15 protein-coding genes are annotated in these 15,825 nt (G+C 60.5%); 10 read left to right on the top strand and 5 right to left on the bottom strand.

Features of this window, described 5'->3' with window-relative positions:
* Positions 1-19: 19 nt before the first annotated feature.
* Positions 20-1,243, bottom strand: a complete 1,224-nt coding sequence (locus JNB91_RS01005) for an NAD(P)/FAD-dependent oxidoreductase (RefSeq protein ID WP_220323649.1) — start codon at positions 1,241-1,243, stop codon at positions 20-22.
* Here JNB91_RS01005 and mnmC2 point away from each other — a divergent pair.
* On the top strand, positions 1,242-2,000 hold the full coding sequence (gene mnmC2 / locus JNB91_RS01000) for a tRNA (5-methylaminomethyl-2-thiouridine)(34)-methyltransferase MnmC2 (protein WP_220323648.1): 759 nt from the start codon (positions 1,242-1,244) through the stop codon (positions 1,998-2,000). The genes JNB91_RS01005 and mnmC2 overlap by 2 nt on opposite strands.
* 26 nt (positions 2,001-2,026) lie before the next feature.
* Positions 2,027-2,425: a hypothetical protein gene (locus tag JNB91_RS00995; protein WP_220323647.1), complete on the top strand. Its 399-nt coding sequence runs from the start codon at positions 2,027-2,029 to the stop codon at positions 2,423-2,425.
* A gap of 520 nt (positions 2,426-2,945) precedes the next feature.
* On the opposite strand, the gene JNB91_RS00990 is transcribed toward JNB91_RS00995, so the two are convergent.
* Together JNB91_RS00990 and JNB91_RS00985 are read right to left on the bottom strand one after the other, a co-directional pair.
* Positions 2,946-3,692: an SDR family oxidoreductase gene (locus JNB91_RS00990; protein ID WP_220323646.1), complete on the bottom strand. Its 747-nt coding sequence runs from the start codon at positions 3,690-3,692 to the stop codon at positions 2,946-2,948.
* Between the two features lie 52 nt (positions 3,693-3,744).
* Positions 3,745-4,179, bottom strand: coding sequence for a MarR family winged helix-turn-helix transcriptional regulator (locus tag JNB91_RS00985; protein ID WP_220323645.1), 435 nt, complete (start codon positions 4,177-4,179; stop codon positions 3,745-3,747).
* A 272-nt stretch (positions 4,180-4,451) separates the two neighbouring features.
* On the opposite strand from JNB91_RS00985, the gene JNB91_RS00980 reads away from it, so the two are divergent.
* Positions 4,452-5,021, top strand: coding sequence for an NADPH-dependent FMN reductase (locus JNB91_RS00980; RefSeq protein ID WP_220323644.1), 570 nt, complete (start codon positions 4,452-4,454; stop codon positions 5,019-5,021).
* Between the two features lie 195 nt (positions 5,022-5,216).
* A complete protein-coding gene (locus JNB91_RS00975) occupies positions 5,217-6,353 on the top strand; it encodes an acyltransferase family protein (RefSeq protein WP_220323643.1) in 1,137 nt (378 codons plus the stop codon).
* A gap of 7 nt (positions 6,354-6,360) precedes the next feature.
* Here JNB91_RS00975 and JNB91_RS00970 read toward each other — a convergent pair whose 3' ends face one another.
* Positions 6,361-9,987, bottom strand: a complete 3,627-nt coding sequence (locus tag JNB91_RS00970) for a response regulator (protein WP_220323893.1) — start codon at positions 9,985-9,987, stop codon at positions 6,361-6,363.
* A gap of 264 nt (positions 9,988-10,251) precedes the next feature.
* Between JNB91_RS00970 and JNB91_RS00965 the strand changes: the two genes are divergently transcribed.
* Both JNB91_RS00965 and JNB91_RS00960 read left to right on the top strand, forming a co-directional pair.
* A complete protein-coding gene (locus JNB91_RS00965; RefSeq protein WP_220323642.1) occupies positions 10,252-11,841 on the top strand; it encodes a trimethylamine methyltransferase family protein in 1,590 nt (529 codons plus the stop codon).
* 205 nt (positions 11,842-12,046) lie between these two features.
* The gene (locus JNB91_RS00960; RefSeq protein WP_223217998.1) at positions 12,047-12,400 is read left to right on the top strand and encodes a hypothetical protein; all 354 of its coding nucleotides are present in this window, start codon (positions 12,047-12,049) and stop codon (positions 12,398-12,400) included.
* Between the two features lie 72 nt (positions 12,401-12,472).
* On the opposite strand, the gene JNB91_RS00955 is transcribed toward JNB91_RS00960, so the two are convergent.
* Complete coding sequence (locus JNB91_RS00955; RefSeq protein ID WP_220323641.1) at positions 12,473-12,763, bottom strand: PepSY domain-containing protein; 291 nt, start codon at positions 12,761-12,763, stop codon at positions 12,473-12,475.
* A gap of 144 nt (positions 12,764-12,907) precedes the next feature.
* On the opposite strand from JNB91_RS00955, the gene JNB91_RS00950 reads away from it, so the two are divergent.
* The 4 genes from JNB91_RS00950 to alaE all read left to right on the top strand — a co-directional run bounded on the left by JNB91_RS00950 (position 12,908) and on the right by alaE (position 15,797).
* Positions 12,908-13,225, top strand: a complete 318-nt coding sequence (locus JNB91_RS00950; protein ID WP_220323640.1) for a PepSY domain-containing protein — start codon at positions 12,908-12,910, stop codon at positions 13,223-13,225.
* A complete protein-coding gene (locus JNB91_RS00945; protein ID WP_220323639.1) occupies positions 13,225-13,884 on the top strand; it encodes a response regulator transcription factor in 660 nt (219 codons plus the stop codon). Before JNB91_RS00950 ends, JNB91_RS00945 begins: the two co-directional genes overlap by 1 nt.
* Positions 13,881-15,251 carry a sensor histidine kinase gene (locus JNB91_RS00940; protein ID WP_220323638.1) on the top strand — a complete coding sequence of 457 codons (1,371 nt, stop codon included), beginning with the start codon at positions 13,881-13,883 and terminating at the stop codon, positions 15,249-15,251. Before JNB91_RS00945 ends, JNB91_RS00940 begins: the two co-directional genes overlap by 4 nt.
* A gap of 72 nt (positions 15,252-15,323) precedes the next feature.
* The gene (gene alaE / locus JNB91_RS00935; protein ID WP_220323637.1) at positions 15,324-15,797 is read left to right on the top strand and encodes an L-alanine exporter AlaE; all 474 of its coding nucleotides are present in this window, start codon (positions 15,324-15,326) and stop codon (positions 15,795-15,797) included.
* Positions 15,798-15,825 lie beyond the last annotated feature (28 nt).

The raw sequence follows: 15,825 nt of genomic DNA, 5'->3' as shown, positions 1-15,825 counted from the left end.
AGACGCACGGGTTTCGCGTTTAGCGCGAGGCGACCGAAAGGTGATTTTCCAGGAGGAACGATGCGGGAACCGGCATTATCCGACCGGAAACGGCATCAAGGGCTGCCTCGGCAAGCAGATGCGCCACCCCGAAACTGACCTTGAAGCCGCCGGTCAGCGCGATCACGTTCGCGTGGTCCGGATGCGGCCCGACCATCGGATCACGGTCGATCGCCTTGGGGCGCAGGCCGGCCCAGCGCTCCACAACCGGAGCATTGGCAAGCGAAGGCACAAGCGCCCTTGCTCTTTCCACGAGATCCTCAAGCTGTTGATCGGTGGAGAAGGGTTCGTCAAACGTCTCCTCGCTGGTGCTGCCGAGCGCGACATCGCCGTTGTCATGCGGCACCAGATAGAGACCATTGAGGTAAAGAAGCGGCAGGTCGGGATCGGCCCCTGCCCGCAGCAATGCCGCCTGGCCCTTGACCGGCTGGCCGATCGGTTGCCGCAACGAGGAAGACAGGTCTTCGATCAGCGGAAAGGCATGATGACCGGCGGAAACGATGCAGGTGCCGAAAGCAATACTCGTCCCGTCGGCAAACTGCACCTTGCTCAGTTCGCCGTCGATGCGCGACGCGGCAAGCCCTTCGACCACGGTGACATGGCGCCCGGCATTGAGGGTCGTGGACAACGCCTCGGTCAGCTTTCGCGGCGAAACCCTGGCGGCAAACGTGTCGTGCACGATGCCCGCCTCGCAGAAGGAAGCATCCGGCCAGCCGACATGCGGCGTCTGGTCGGCGACATGCCAATGAAAACGGCGACCGCCCTGATCCCAGTGGGTCGCGGCGTCTTCGGAATGGCGAAACGCAATTGCCCGCAGATGCGATTTCGGCAGCGGGATCAGCCGGCCTGTGCGGCGATAACCGCAGGAAAGCCCGGTTTCGGCCTCGATCTGCGCCACCTCGTCTTCAAGCGACAGAAGCGCGTCGAACTGAAACTGCTTCTTGTCGTTCCACTTGTCCGGCATATGCGGCATCAGCGCACCGAGCAGCCCGCCGCTCGTGCCGCGCCCAAGCTTTCCGGAATCGACGAGCACAGTGCGGATACCGAGCCTTTCCGCCTTCACCGCCGCCCAAAGCCCCATGATGCCGCCGCCGAGGATGACCAGATCGGCAGAGGCCGGCAGGATTGCGCGTCCGCGCAAGGCGGCTGATGCCGGCGCTTCAGATTGACCGCCGGCGCTTGCCGGATTATCCGCATGTCTCATGACTGATCGTGACCCCGTTTCGACCCCGCAGGGCGATAGCCCCATATCCCAGACGCTCGACTGGCATGACGGCGATATGCCGTATTCCCAGGAATTTGGCGATCACTTTTATTGCCGCACCGACGGGCGGCTGGAATGCGGTCACGTCTTCCTGGCCGGTAACCGACTGCCGGATCGCTGGCGCGAGATGGCAGCGGATGGCAGGTTTCGCATCGGCGAACTGGGCTTCGGCACCGGCCTGAATTTCTGCGAAACCTTTCGGCAATGGAAGCTCACGCGCAAGCCGGGCACGCATCTGCATTTCACCTCCTTCGAACTCTACCCGATGAAACGCGACGAGATCGATCGTGCACTCGCCCGCTGGCCGGAAATCGATGCGGAACGGCAGGCTCTGGCCGCGGCATGGCCGGATAAGCCGACCGGGCATGTGACGATCGCACTCGACGAACAGACCCGGATTACCGTCGTCTGCGGCGCAGCACTCGATGGCGTCACGGCAGCGGAACCCGATTTCGACGCATGGTTCCTCGATGGTTTTGCCCCATCACGCAACCCGGCCATGTGGTCGCCCGAACTGATGCAGGCGCTGTTCGACCGCACCAGACCGGGCGGCAGCTTCGCCACCTATGCCGCCGCCGGTTTTGTCCGGCGTAATCTCGGCGCAGCAGGCTTCACCGTCGAGCGTCGCCCAGGCTTTGCCGGCAAGCGCGAGATGCTCTGCGGCACCCGCCCCGATCTTTTGCCTGCGGGCGACTGATCACGGAAACTGACAAAGGAACGAAAATGTCGATCACCGTACAGAAAACAATCCCCGCCGAGCGCATGCGTCAGTTCCACCAGATGGTTGACCGTTGGCTTCAGGAAGGTCCGATCAAGCTCGCGACCAACGCCACGATAACTGCGATGGACAATGCCGAAATCCCGAAGGAGGAGCAGGCTGCGATCATCGAGGATCGGGATATCATCATGAAGCACAATATGCGCCTTGGCCTGGTCAGCGAAGTTTTTGCACCGGCCATCGAAAAGGCCGTGAAATCGTCCCGGTCGGGAAGCGAAGCGCAGGACGAGATCGCGAGGCTGATCGTCACTGCAGTCGGCATCCGTCAGGACGATGAAAGTGAACTGGTCACATTCAACTTCGCCACCCAGAGTGAGGCAGATGTATTCGATGCATCGATCTGACGACATCGCCGCAGGCAATCTCAAGCCAGTGCGCATTTCACTAAAGTTTGTACGGTAGCGGCAAATGGACAAACGCCGCTTTCCGTGACTTCATATCGCCAAGGCGTTATTGGCGCGCCTTTGACTGTTAAGTCATTTTTGCCCCTCGGTTAATCCCGAGGGGCTTTTTGCAGGAGCGCGATCTCAACATACCGCCTTGAGTTGGTACGGTAACGCCTGATGGACAACCTTGATTAGCTGTGGCTAAATATCTCCGGGCTGCAAATGCGCAGCTTTGACCTCCAGTCAAGATGCCAGGCCCCTCGGAGCCACACGAGGGGCCTCCCTCTGTACGGTCGCGGGCCTTTTCTCGTTCAAACTGCCAGCTATATCCGAAACCGGGGTGCGGGACAGGCTCGTCTGTCTCCTCAGTAGTGGCTTTACAGCTGCGTCAACCGAAGCGACGCAGGCACCCCACCGAGGTGAGACGGTGTGTTTGGGAACACATTTCCGCTCCGGTCCTGAGCATTGTATCGTGTCGTCACCAATTCTTCCGAACCAACTCGCCCTGTGTCGAGCATGCAAAGAGGCCACCGGAGGGACCGAAGGCATGCATCATCGCCAGGGCGACTGCCGGGCGAGCTCCCATTTCAGGAGAGTGGCCGGGACCGTTCCCCGTCATGTCGGTGGACGTCAGGCCCGGGTCGACAGCATTCACCTTGATACCCTCGCGATCCAGTTCCTTTGCCAGCTTGACGGTGAGCATGTTGAGCGCCGTCTTCGACGCGCAGTAGCCGCCGAAGCCCACGTCCCATGTCTCGCTACGCATGTCGAGCGCATCCTCAAGCGAACTGAGACCGCTACTCATCATCACGATCCGGGCGCCCTTTGATCTGCGCAGCAACGGCAGGAAGGCCTGCGTCACGCGCAACGCTCCAAACACATTGGTCTCGAACATCTGCCTGATCTCGTTTATGGATTCCTCCGAAATCGAAGGCGGCGGTGCATGCATCAGGCCCGCATTGTTCACCAGCACGTCAAGGCCGCCATTGTCTTGACCGACGGTCCTGGCGGCGGCAGCAACGCTCATCTCGTCCGTAACATCGAGCTGGACGGCGCGGGCATCGATCCCCTCGCCTTGCAAGCGTTGAACCGCCGTGTCCGCGCGCGATACATCTCGGCATCCCAGCCAGATGATGTAACCATGTTTGCCGAGCTGGCGGGCGATGGCGAGGCCGATACCCTTATTAGCACCTGTGATGAGCACAGAGGTCCGCGTGTCAGTCATCTTGTATCTCTTCAATTTCGCTGGTAGAGAGATACTACGAAATTCGTATTATTCAATATTCGTATCTTGCAATTTTTTCCGTCAGATTCAGAAATGCGATCCTGTCGTCGCTATCGAGCGCCTCCAGCATTGCGCGACATGAAGCCCGATAACCATCCATGTAACCAGAAACCGCCGCTACGCCGTTCGGTGTGAGCGTCAGAGACACCGATCGGCGGTTGGCCTTCGGCCGCTCCCGCTCGATCATTTTCCGGCGAACCAGACGGTCGGCCGAGGACGACATGGTTGTGAGCGCGACTTGAAGATGTCGGGCAACCTCACCAAGGCTGCATTCGGGATGTTCGCAGATGAACAGGAGAGCCTGTATGTCCAGCGCATTGAGCGCGTTCTGCATGGCCGCCGATGCCTCTGCGACCTTGAAGCGGCGGGTAAAACGCTCGAATGCGATAGCGAGTTGTTCGGTCTGATCGGACGTGGGCTCTGTCATTCCCGGTATTAAGCATGTCCCCGCGTCGAACAAAAGCCGGGTGTAAGGGGCTGCGTGACAACTCACCTCGAACCCATGGCGAAAAATCAGGCCAGTTCCAAACATGGCCAGTCATGCGCGGGTTAATGCAGTCGCTCGCCGCGCGCTACCGCCAACCGCGCGCCCTCCACACAGCCCCTCCCCCCACACATGGCAGCCATTCCAAATGAACACCTGCATCCTTCTGCCGCAGGGGCCAAACAGGTGCCTGTGTTCAACATAGGAATTTCAGCATGTCATTGAAGCTTAACGTGATCATCGGCAGCACCCGGCCGGGGCGCGCAGGTCCTGCCATTGGCAAATGGGCTGCCGAGCACGCCGCGAAACACGGCAAGTTCGAGGTCGAACTGGTCGATCTCGCCGATTTCAATCTGCCGCTTCTCGACGAACCGCACCATCCGCGCATGCAGAAATACGAGCATGAGCACACGAAGCGCTGGTCGACCAGCGTCGCTTCCGCCGATGCCTATCTCTTCCTGACGCCGGAATATGACTATTACCCCAATGCAGCGCTGATCAACGCGCTGCAGGTCCTGTCGCTCGAATGGTCGTTCAAGCCTGCTGGCGTTCTGAGCTACGCCCATGTGTCCGGCGGCCTGCGTGCCGCCCAGGAACTGCGCATGCTGATTTCCAACCTCAACATGATGCCGATCCCGCAGACGGTTCCGATCCCCTTCTTCACCAACTTCATCGACGAGCAAAAGGTGTTCAACCCCACCGCCCCGATGAACGAAGGCCTGAACGCGGCGCTCGACCAGCTGGCGACCTGGGCAACCGCTCTGAAGGCCGGCCGTCAGGGCTGATCCCTCGACAAATTGCAGAGAGACCCGGAGGGGGCCGTCAGATGCGGCTCCCTTTTTTTCGTCATCCCGCCTTCTTTTGCCGTCCGGGGCCATATTGAGGCCACATCCCTTTCCTTTTTGTCGCACTGCAGCATTTTTCGAGCAGCAAGACCGTGTGCGGGGTTGGGGATAGCCGACGCAACGGGAGACGACCATATGGCGAAAGCCGAACAGGGATATCGCATCGCATGCCTGGATGGCCTACGCGGACTGGCCGCGCTTTGGGTCCTCATCGGCCACGCGCACATCCTCACCGGTTTCCGTGTGCCGATCATCGGCGACCCGGATCTCGGCGTCGATCTGTTCGTCATGCTATCCGGCTTCCTGATGGTCTTCCACTACCAGCTGCGGCGAAAGAAGGAGCCTTGGGAAGCCCCGAGTACCTGGACCGCCTTCTGGATCCGGCGCTTTTTCCGCATCGCGCCGCTTTATTACGTCATGCTTTTCGCCGCATTGGCGCTCGGCCCGATCATCTATGATGCCCGCTCGGCAATCGACGCCTTCAACGCCGTCCCGCCCCAGCCCGCATCCCGCTATGTCGATGACAGCCTGAAGAACTATCTGCTGCACCTGAGCTTCCTCTTTGGCCTGAGCCCGACCTACGGCTATCGCACCGCCCTGCCAGACTGGAGCATCGGGCTGGAAATGCAGTTCTATGCGGCGCTGCCCTTCATCATGCTCATCGTCGGCCGGCTTGGATGGATAAAAACCATGATCGGCACCGTCGCGGCCGGTATAGTCACCGTCTATGTCGTGACGAAAATCGGCTATCATTTTCCGATGCCGACCTTCCTGCCGCTCAAGATGCATGTATTTGCAGCCGGCATGCTGCTTGCCGCAGCACTGGACTTGAGCAACCGCCGAGCCTTCGCCTATGCGGCGCTCGCCTGCCTGCTCGTGCTCATTCCGGTTGGCGGTGTGATGAACCCGATGCACGAGGCTGTGCGTTTGTCGCTGGTGGTCGTCTTCTTCACCTTTGTCCATGCACATCGCCTGCCGGTGGCCATTTCCGGCATGGCGGAGAGGATTTCCAATCATCTCGGCAACAGGTTCTTCCACACACTGGGGGAACTGTCCTTCGGCGCCTATCTCGCACACCTTCTGATCATGCAGCCGGTCGTGGCCTATCTGATCCGCAATGTCGAGATGAGCGATCCGGCGCGATGGCTGGTGACGCTCGTCATCACCCTGCCCCTCACCTATGCGGTGGCGGCGATCGGCTACAACCTGATCGAGATGCAGGGACAAAAGATCGGCCGAAGCCTCACCAGACCGCGGACAGTTGCGGCCTGATTGGTCCTTAGAACGACTGCGTCGTCGTCAGTCGCGCGCCGCCGATCCAGGTGCGGATCTTGTCTTCCAGCGCTTCGGGGCTGATCGGCTTCGACAGGTAATCGTCCATGCCTGCCTGGAAGCAGAGATCCCGGTCGCTTTCGAGCGCATGGGCCGTCACGCCGATGATCGGCGTATGGGTGCCGGTCCGCTGTTCCAGTTCGCGGATCTTCTGCGTCGCTTGATGACCGTTCATCACCGGCATGGACACGTCCATCAGGATGATCGCCGGGTCATGCGCCTGCCAGGCATCCACTGCTTCCGCGCCGTTCTTGACGATCTGGAACAGCCATCCCGTCGTCTGCAGGATCTGGGTGAAGACGATCTGGTTGACCTCGTTATCTTCGGCGACGAGCACATCAAGCGAAGCAGCCGCTGCTACCGGCGCCCTGGACGGCACCTCAGTCACCGCACGGGGACTTTCTGCCGGTGTAAGAGCTTCGGTCACGATGGTTGTTTCCATCCGGCGCTTGCTTCTGACGGATCGAACCACATCGATGACTGTGCTGCGAAGAAGGTTGGCCCGCGCCGGTTTCATCAGATGGGCGTGGATCTTCAATTCGGCGAACATCGCCTCATCGCTCGCCATGTCCATCGAGGTCAGGAAGATCACGCCCGTATTGTCGAACCGGATGTCACCACGCATTGACCTGACGAAGTCGAGGCCGTTCATCTCGGGCATGTGATAGTCGAGCACGATCGCATCGACAGTAACGCCCAGCCGCGCCGCTTCCTGGAGAACGGCAAGCCCTTCCGCACCGCTCTCGGCGGCCACCGTATCGAAACCCCACATGGAAAGCTGTTCGGTGAGGATGCGGCGGTTGACGACATTGTCGTCAACGATCAGTACGCGCGCACCGCTCGTATTGATCGGCAGCGGCACCTCCATCTTGCGCTCGGCAACCGTCGGGAAAGGCAGATGCACGGTAAAGACAGAGCCGCGCCCGAGTTCGCTCTCGACCTCTACATGGCCGCCAAAAAGTTCGACGAGACCCGAAGTGATGGCAAGCCCAAGCCCCGTCCCTTCGTGGCGACGGGTGGAGGACGTATCGACCTGCGAGAATTTTTCGAACACGGAGGCAAGCTTTTCCTTGGGAATTCCAAGGCCCGTATCCTCGATCCGGATCGACAGCATCAGCTCACCATCGCGGATCGGCGCGGATTTGAGGTCGATGAACACATGCCCCTTTTCGGTGAATTTCACCGCATTGCCGACAAGGTTGGTGACGATCTGCCGGAACCGCCCGGCATCGCCCAGCACCGTCTCATGAACGGCGGCGTCGCCTCTGACGATCAGCTCGATATCCTTTTCCGACGCTGCGGATGAAAGCAGTGTCGCCACGTCCTCGATCGCCTCGACCGGATCGAAGGGCGCTTTCCGCAGCTTCATCTGGCCGGCATCAATCTTGGAGAAATCGAGAATATCGTTGATGATCGTCAGAAGCGCATTGCCGGATTTGACGATGATGTCGATGAAGGTCTTCTGCCGCGTATCGAGGCTCGATTTTGCCAGCAGTTCGGCCATGCCGAGCACACCGTTCATCGGCGTGCGGATTTCATGGCTCATATTGGCGAGGAATTCCGACTTGGCCCGATCGGCCGCTTCTGCCCGCTGCAACAGGCGTGTCAAATCCTCTTCGCGTGCCTTCACCTCGGTCACATCGGTGAACACGGCAAGCCAGTGTTCGCTGTCGGTCTGGCGTGCCTCGACCTGAACCCATTTGCGGTTTTCGATCTTGAAGGATGTGACGAACGGCCTGCCGGAAGCGATATTGGCCTCCAGCATCCGGAAGGTGCCGAGCGCCTCGCCGCCTTCGCCCAGATCGCCGCGGCGCACGCAATGGCGAAACAGGTCGCGCCACTGCGCGCCGGCCGCCCCCATCCCGGCGGGGATTTCCAGCATGGCGGGAAGCGCATCGTTGGAGAGTTCCACCTTCCCGTCGCGGAAAATCAGCAACCCTTGCGACATGGCGCTGGTGGCGTCGCGCATCAGCGCGCCATGGCGTTCCAATGCGGCCCTTGCTTCCTGGATCTCCGCATCACGACGGCGCATCGCGGTTATATCGGTGTAGCTGAGCAGCAGACGCCCATCACTCAGGCGCGTTGTCGAGATCAGGATCTGCCGCCCGGTCGACGAGCGCAATTCGAGCGGTGGATGGCCATCTTCCGTCAACGCCGCAATGCGCTGCCGATAGATATCCTCGAAATCGAGGTTGAAATCGGCAAACACGCCATCGTCGAATACGAAGCGGATAAAATCGCGATAGGAACGCCCGTCGAGGTCGAAGCGCTTTCCGGCATCCCACAACTCGTGGAAGGAAGGATTGGCATATTCGAAATTCAGCTGTTCGGTCAGGATGGCGATCCCGACCGGCAACGCATCGAGGATCGTCTGCAGGTCCCGGCTGATCTTCTCCGCCTTCGCCTGCGCCTTTTTGATCGGCGAGACATCCGTTCTCGAACAGACGAGATAGTTGCTGCCATCCTCCGTGCTGATGGCTCTCAGGCGTGTCAACACCGGAATGACCGATCCGTCCGGAAAGGTCATGTCCTCGGTCTTGTCTATCTTCTCGCCCTTGAGCACGCGGGCGTTTTCATCCCAGAACCGCTCGGCCGCCCAGGGAAACATCTCCGCTTCCGTCTGGCCGATATAATTGTCGCGGGCGCTGCCCAGCATTTGCTCGTAGGCATTGTTGGCATAGGTCAGTTCGTGCCTCTCATTGCGCACGAAAACCGGTGCCGGAAGGTCTTCCAGAATGGCGCGGAACAGTTCGGTTTCGGCCACCTGATTGCGGAGCAGCATTTCCTGCTCCTTGAAATCGGTCACCTCCTGCCGGACGGTAATCAGAATACCGTTCTCCATCCGCTTGTTGACGGAACGAAGCCAGCGGCCATCGACCAGCTGGTCGATGCTTTCATAATAGGGCTGGCGATACGGCGCCATCTCCTGCTCGATCCACGCGTCTCGACCGAGCGGATTGGCCGTGCGGTCAGAAAGACCACGCATGTGCTGGCGATCGAAAGTCTGGCCGAGAATTTCCGGAAGAGTGAAGCCCGGTTTTATGTCGATATCCGTGGATGCGAAATAATCGATCAACTGGGAGTTGCTGTAGAGCAGCGCATCGTTCCGGTCATAGATGCCGATCCCCATCTCGAACATGTCGAGCGCATCATCGAGGAGGTTGTTGTTGAAGACCGATCCCGTGGCAGCCGCAAGCGGAATGATCTGCGCCGTCGCGGCAGCGGGCTGCGCGATCCTGTCGATCGTGCCGAAAAGATAGGTATGGTCGTTTTCGGTCAGAAACCGTTCGATATGGACTTCGTAAGCAAGCGAACCGGCCGCATCGAACAGCCTTGCAACCTCGTCGCTGCCGAAAACGATGGCGCGGCTTTCCTTTTCCTTGCGCTCGCCGGCATCAACAGTCCCGATAAGACCTCGGCTCCCGCCATCGACGAAATCGGCCGGATGCGCGTGAAACAGCGTCGCATAGGCAGCGTTGACCGCGACATAACGCAGAGCGCTGTCCTTGATGTAAGCCGGCTGCGCCAGATCCTGAATCCGCGCGCAGGCTTTGTCGAGCAAGTCGCTGTGCATATCCACGCGCTGCCGTCCCCCAAATTTTATGCCAGGCGTTTTTGGGCCGACTCTTACGGCCATGATGGCGACGATAACACCATGACGAGTGTTAACAACGCGTTTTTACCACAAGTCGTCTCGTGAATTTTCGTATCAGGAACGACCACTTGCCGGTCTGGCAGTGGCGATGTTCTGGATAAGGCGGCCCGTGGTCGCAAATGACAGCGCAACCTTTCCGCCGATTTGTCACATTTGCCTTGAAACGGCGCGGACGGGACAGCCATGAGCGAGATCACGACACCAGCATTCGTCGAAACGGGAAGCACCTCGCCGGCAGCGGAACGGCGCCGAAGGACCGGTGGCCGTGGCGGCGAGCGCAGCCGCGGCACAACAGCCGGGACAAAATACCGCGGGCTCGTCAATACGATCACAAGGACCGAGATCCTTACCGCCGAAGCGCTGGAGGATATTCACGACGCCTCGCTGACCGTGCTTGAGGAAATCGGCATGGATATCATCCTGCCGGAAGCACGCGAGCGGATGAAGGCGGCCGGTGCAGATGTCACACCCGGCTCCGAGCGGGTCCGTTTCGACCGCGGGCTGATCGAGGAGCTGATTGCATCCGTTCCATCGACTTTCACCATGCACGCACGAAACCCGGCCCGCAACGTCAGGATCGGCGGCAACAATCTCGTCTTCGCGCAGGTCGCCTCCGCCCCCTTCGTCGCCGACCGCGATGGCGGTCGCCGCGCTGGCAATCAACAAGACTTCCGCAAGCTGATAAAACTCGCCCAGCATTACGACATCATCCATACGACCGGCGGTTATCCGGTCGAGCCTGTCGATATCCACGCCTCTGTGCGCCATCTCGACTGCCTGTCCGACCTGGTGAAACTGACCGACAAAGTGTTCCACTGTTACTCGCTGGGCAGACAGCGCAATCTCGACGCGCTGGAGATCGCCCGGATCGGCCGGGGCATATCGATGGAGCAGATGGAGGCCGAACCATCACTTTTCACCGTTATCAACTCCTCCTCGCCGCTGCGTCTCGACGGACCGATGCTGCAGGGGATCATCGAGATGTCGTCGCGCGGACAGGTCGTCATCATGACGCCCTTCACGCTGGCGGGCGCCATGGCGCCGGTGACGATTGCCGGCGCGCTGGTGCAGCAGAATGCCGAGGCGCTGTGCGGCATCGCTTTCACCCAGATGGTGAGAATAGGCGCGCCGGTCATGTATGGCGGGTTTACCTCCAATGTCGACATGAAGACGGGCGCACCCGCCTTCGGAACGCCGGAATATATGAAGGCTGTCATCGCTGGCGGCCAGCTGGCACGCCGCTACGGCATCCCCTATCGCACCTCCAACACCAATGCCGCCAATACGCTCGATGCACAGGCGGCCTATGAGAGTGCCATGTCGCTCTGGGCGCTGACGCAGGGCGGCGGCAACTTCGTTCTCCATTCGGCCGGCTGGACCGAAGGCGGGCTGACGGCCTCCTTCGAAAAGTTCATCCTCGATGTCGACATGCTGCAGATGGTGGCGGAGTTCCTCACTCCGCTCGATGTTTCGGCCGATGCGCTGGCGCTCGATGCGGTGCGCGATGTCGGCCCCGGCGGACATTATTTCGGTACTGCCCATACTCTGGCACGCTATGAGAACGCCTTCTATTCACCGATCCTCTCCGACTGGCGCAATTTCGAGACATGGACGGAAGCGGGAAGACCGACCACTTACGACCACGCCAACCGGATTTATAAGGAGGCCCTGGCCGCCTACCAGCAGCCCGCACTCGACCCAGCGATAGAGGAGGAACTCGATTCCTTTGTGGCCAGGCGCAAGGCAGAAGGCGGCGTCGCAACGGATTTCTGACCGCTATTAATCCGACGCGAAACAGCCACAGTCACGCCACAAAACAAGGCGCGGGTTGCGCACTTGCGGCAAAAATCAACTCCCGGATGATCGAGTGTGAACAGCCGTTCAGACTACTTCCGGTTTCCGTCCATCAATCCGCCGAGATTGAGCATCACCTTATGAACGTACCCTTGGAACGAACCAGAGGGAAAGGACCACGATCATGACGTTCATGAAGAAAACAGTTTCCGCGGGCCTCGCAGCGCTCTCAATCGCAGGCGCGCTTGCCGCGACAGCACCGGCCGCCGAAGCACGCGACCGCCATCATCACGGCGATGACGTATTGATCGGTGCTGCCGCAGGTCTTGCCGGCGGCCTGATCGGAGGCGCGATCGTTTCCGGTTCGCAGCGCCCGGTCTATGTCGAGCCGGAATATGATTACGCCCCGCCGCCACCGCCGCCACGGGTTGTCTATCGCCCGGCCTATTACGAACCGGCCCCGCCACCGCCGCGTTGCCATTTCGAGTGGGTGGAAAACGAATATGGCGAAGCCTATCGCGCCCGCGTCTGCTACTGAATTCTGATGTCTGAACTGAAAAAGGCGGCGGTGTAAAACACCGCCGCCTTTGTCGTTTGCCGCTCAGGGCGATCAGTCGTCACCGTCGATCCAGACCTGCTCGCCCGACTGCGGGTGGAACTTGATTTCCATCCTGCGGCCATCCTTGTTGCGGGCTTCGACCTCGTAGCAGCCGTCATCGATATCGATGTCGCGGATTTCCAGCCCGAGCGGCGCGATCCTGTTGCGCAGATCCGCCTCACTCATCCAGTCGGCAACCGGCACGTTTCCGCAACGGCGGCGATCGTCGTCATCCGCATGGGCCGCAGAGGCGAAGCCGCCCATGATACCGAGGGCGGCGGTGGCGATGATGATGTTCTTCATGACAGGTTCCTTTTTGAACAATCGTTTCGGTCCGGCCGGGACACCATTGCCTGACCGATGGACAGACCTTACGAAAGTCGCGCTGAGCGATAACTGACAGGCCATGTCAGCTAAATTTCAGCTTGGCCCTGTTAGAAGAAGCGCATGTTGAAACGTCTCCTTCCAATCGCAATTCTCTCCGCGCTGGCTCTGGCGGCACCGCAGGCGCGCGCCGATGACGATGATCTCGACCGCCTGCGCGATGCGGTGAGCCGCGGCGAGGTCATGCCGCTTTCGGCCTTGCAGGACGAGGTGCGCCGCGCCTTTCCCGGAGAAATCATCAGGGTCGAACTCGACGAGGACGACGGCCGCTTCATCTACGAATTCAAGGTACTGCAAACCAATGGGCGTTTGATCGAGATCGAGATGGATGCCAAGGATGGCCGGGTTCTCGATGTCGACAAGGATGATGACGACGACTGATGCGTATTCTGCTTGTTGAAGACGACCCGCTGATTGCCCGCGATGTCGCCCGACATCTGGAACATGCCGGCTATGTGGTCGAGCACGAGCGCGATGGCGAAAGCGGCTGGTTCCGCGGCGATGGTGAGGAGTTTTCCGCCGTCATCCTCGATCTCGGCCTGCCGGAACTCGATGGCCTCTCCGTGCTGAAGCGCTGGCGCGCCACCGAACGCGATCTCCCGGTTCTCATCCTCACCGCCCGCGGCAACTGGGAGGAACGCGTCGAGGGCATCGATGCCGGCGCCGACGATTATCTGGCAAAACCCTTCCAGATGCCGGAGCTTCTCGCCCGTCTTCGCGCCATCATCCGCCGTTCGCAAGGCAAGGCTGCCCCGGTGATGCAGGCCGGACGCCTGAAACTCGACCCGCGCGCGAAAAGCGCGTCGGTCGATGGCCTGCCGGTGGAACTGACCCCGCTCGAATATCGCTGCCTGCATTACTTGATGGCCAATGGCGAGCGGCATGTCTCGCAGATGGAGCTGACCGAACAGCTTTATGCGCAGGATTTCGAGAGAGAGAGCAATTCGGTCGAGGTTTTGGTCGGGCGCTTGCGCAAGAAATTTGGCAAGGACCTCATCGCCACCCGTCGCGGCTACGGCTACCGGATCGGCACCGCATGAACGGGGACATTCAAACCGAGCGCCCCGGACGCCGTCCGCTTTCGATCCGCGCCCGCTTCCTGATCATCTCGCTCGTGGCCGTACCCTCGGCACTGGCGCTTGCCGCCCTTTTCATGGTCTCGGTCTTTTCCGCCAATCTGGAACGACGGCTCAACGCAGAGCTCACCGGCCATATCAATAATATTGCAGCCTCCCTGCGCTTTGCCCCAGATGGCAGTCCGGAACGTCCTGCGGGCTTTTTCGACAAGCGTTTCGGCGATGCCTATGGCGGCCTCTACTGGCAGATCGGAGACGACACCTCCCCCGCCCGCCTGCGCTCGCCCTCGCTGTGGGATTTCACCCTTGCCCCGCCTGCCGACCAGCCGAGCGATGGTCGCGTTCTGCACTACGACACGGCCGGACCGGACGGCACGACACTGACGGCCCAGCAGCGGCAGATCATGGTGCCGACGCCCGCTGGCCTGAAAACCCTACGGATCACCGTCGCGGCCGACCGCAAGCCCCTGCAGGATGCCGATTATCGTTTCGCCTTCGACATCCTGCCCTATCTCGCGGGGCTGGCGCTGTTTCTGATCGGCGCCTCGCTGATCCAGGTCGTATTCGGCCTGAAACCGCTCGCGGCCCTGACAAGTGGTCTCGACCGTATTCGCGAACGCCGTGGAGGAAGGCTGGACGGCGTGCTGCCGAAGGAGTTCGAGCCTGTCGAAAATTCGGTCAACCGCCTGCTCGACGCACAGGCCCAGGCAATCGCCAAGGCCCGCGCCCGCGCCGGTGATCTGGCGCACGGGCTGAAGACGCCGCTGACGATCCTCTCCAACGATGCCCTGACCCTGCGCCAGAAGGGCGAGGCGGAAATGGCAGACGAGATCGACAGGCTGGTGGCGATGATGCGCGCCCATGTCGAGGCCGAACTGGCCAGAAGCCGGATCGTTGCCAATGCCGAACTGCGCCAGTCCGATGCCGATATGGACAAGATTGTGGGCCAGATCGTCCGCACGCTGAAGCGCACGCCCGAAGGCGAAGCGCTCATCTGGCAGGTAGAGACCGGAGAGCCGGCGGATGTACCGCTCGACCCGCATGATCTTCGCGAACTGATCGGCAATATCGTCGAAAACGCCGTCAAGTGGGCTTCGAGCGAGGTGACCATCACTTGGAAGAACCGTCGCCTGACCGTCACCGACAATGGCCCCGGCGTCGATCCGGAAAAGATCCGCAGCATGACCGAACGTGGTGTCAGGCTCGACGAACAGGTTCCCGGCACAGGACTGGGGCTTTCGATCGTCAAGGAAATCTGCACCGTCTACGGATTGACCCTGTCGATCGAGAACCGGCAGCAGGCCGGGTTGCAGGTCGCGATCGCGTTCTGAGCTTGGCCGGAACGACGAGGCAACGAACCGGGAAACAAAGCGTTTGCACGAAGGTAGATGACCTTTGGCAGGATGGCGAAATTGTCCCTCACCCTCGAAGATCGACAGATACGCAGGCGCTCCTTCATCGCCGACACGACGGCACTCATCCTCTTCTTCACCACGACCGGCATCATCAACGAGCGCTTCATCGCGCAGATGAGCTGGGAAGAAGTGCTGAATGCCCGCCTTCTCGGCGCCCTGCTGATGATCCCGGTCGGCAGGCCTTACGGATTGTGGCGGGACTGGGTGATGCAACGGGCGACCGACAGCCGGATCTCCCGGCTGTTCTGGGACAGCGTGGCACTGCTCAGTTTTCAGGTACCGATCTACGCGGTCATCATTGCCGTCAGCGGAGCCTCCGGCTCTGGCCTTTTCTACGGCATTCTCGGAGCAGCGGTCATGATGCTGGCGCTCGGACGTCCCTATGGGTGGTTTCTCAACCGTGTGAGACGCCTGTTCGGCCTGCCGCCGGGCGGCGAAAAGCCGATGTCTCTTAACAGCTGAGACACGATAGATGCGTCCTTTTTGCGCA

Origin of the sequence: Aliirhizobium wenxiniae, from assembly GCF_019511445.1 — a bacterium.
In the GTDB taxonomy this organism is placed as follows: Bacteria; Pseudomonadota; Alphaproteobacteria; order Rhizobiales; family Rhizobiaceae; genus Neorhizobium; species Neorhizobium wenxiniae_A.
This window is presented reverse-complemented; position numbering and strand designations above follow the sequence as displayed.

What these genes read in the sequence shown, in the direction of transcription:
- mnmC2 (WP_220323648.1), top strand. Translation starts at nt 1,242, where the DNA reads ATGACTGATCGTGACCCCGTTTCGACCCCGCAGGGCGATAGCCCCATA.
- JNB91_RS01005 (WP_220323649.1), bottom strand. Translation starts at nt 1,243, where the DNA reads ATGAGACATGCGGATAATCCGGCAAGCGCCGGCGGTCAATCTGAAGCG.
- JNB91_RS00995 (WP_220323647.1), top strand. Translation starts at nt 2,027, where the DNA reads ATGTCGATCACCGTACAGAAAACAATCCCCGCCGAGCGCATGCGTCAG.
- JNB91_RS00990 (WP_220323646.1), bottom strand. Translation starts at nt 3,692, where the DNA reads ATGACTGACACGCGGACCTCTGTGCTCATCACAGGTGCTAATAAGGGT.
- JNB91_RS00985 (WP_220323645.1), bottom strand. Translation starts at nt 4,179, where the DNA reads ATGACAGAGCCCACGTCCGATCAGACCGAACAACTCGCTATCGCATTC.
- JNB91_RS00980 (WP_220323644.1), top strand. Translation starts at nt 4,452, where the DNA reads ATGTCATTGAAGCTTAACGTGATCATCGGCAGCACCCGGCCGGGGCGC.
- JNB91_RS00975 (WP_220323643.1), top strand. Translation starts at nt 5,217, where the DNA reads ATGGCGAAAGCCGAACAGGGATATCGCATCGCATGCCTGGATGGCCTA.
- JNB91_RS00970 (WP_220323893.1), bottom strand. Translation starts at nt 9,987, where the DNA reads ATGCACAGCGACTTGCTCGACAAAGCCTGCGCGCGGATTCAGGATCTG.
- JNB91_RS00965 (WP_220323642.1), top strand. Translation starts at nt 10,252, where the DNA reads ATGAGCGAGATCACGACACCAGCATTCGTCGAAACGGGAAGCACCTCG.
- JNB91_RS00960 (WP_223217998.1), top strand. Translation starts at nt 12,047, where the DNA reads ATGACGTTCATGAAGAAAACAGTTTCCGCGGGCCTCGCAGCGCTCTCA.
- JNB91_RS00955 (WP_220323641.1), bottom strand. Translation starts at nt 12,763, where the DNA reads ATGAAGAACATCATCATCGCCACCGCCGCCCTCGGTATCATGGGCGGC.
- JNB91_RS00950 (WP_220323640.1), top strand. Translation starts at nt 12,908, where the DNA reads ATGTTGAAACGTCTCCTTCCAATCGCAATTCTCTCCGCGCTGGCTCTG.
- JNB91_RS00945 (WP_220323639.1), top strand. Translation starts at nt 13,225, where the DNA reads ATGCGTATTCTGCTTGTTGAAGACGACCCGCTGATTGCCCGCGATGTC.
- JNB91_RS00940 (WP_220323638.1), top strand. Translation starts at nt 13,881, where the DNA reads ATGAACGGGGACATTCAAACCGAGCGCCCCGGACGCCGTCCGCTTTCG.
- alaE (WP_220323637.1), top strand. Translation starts at nt 15,324, where the DNA reads ATGGCGAAATTGTCCCTCACCCTCGAAGATCGACAGATACGCAGGCGC.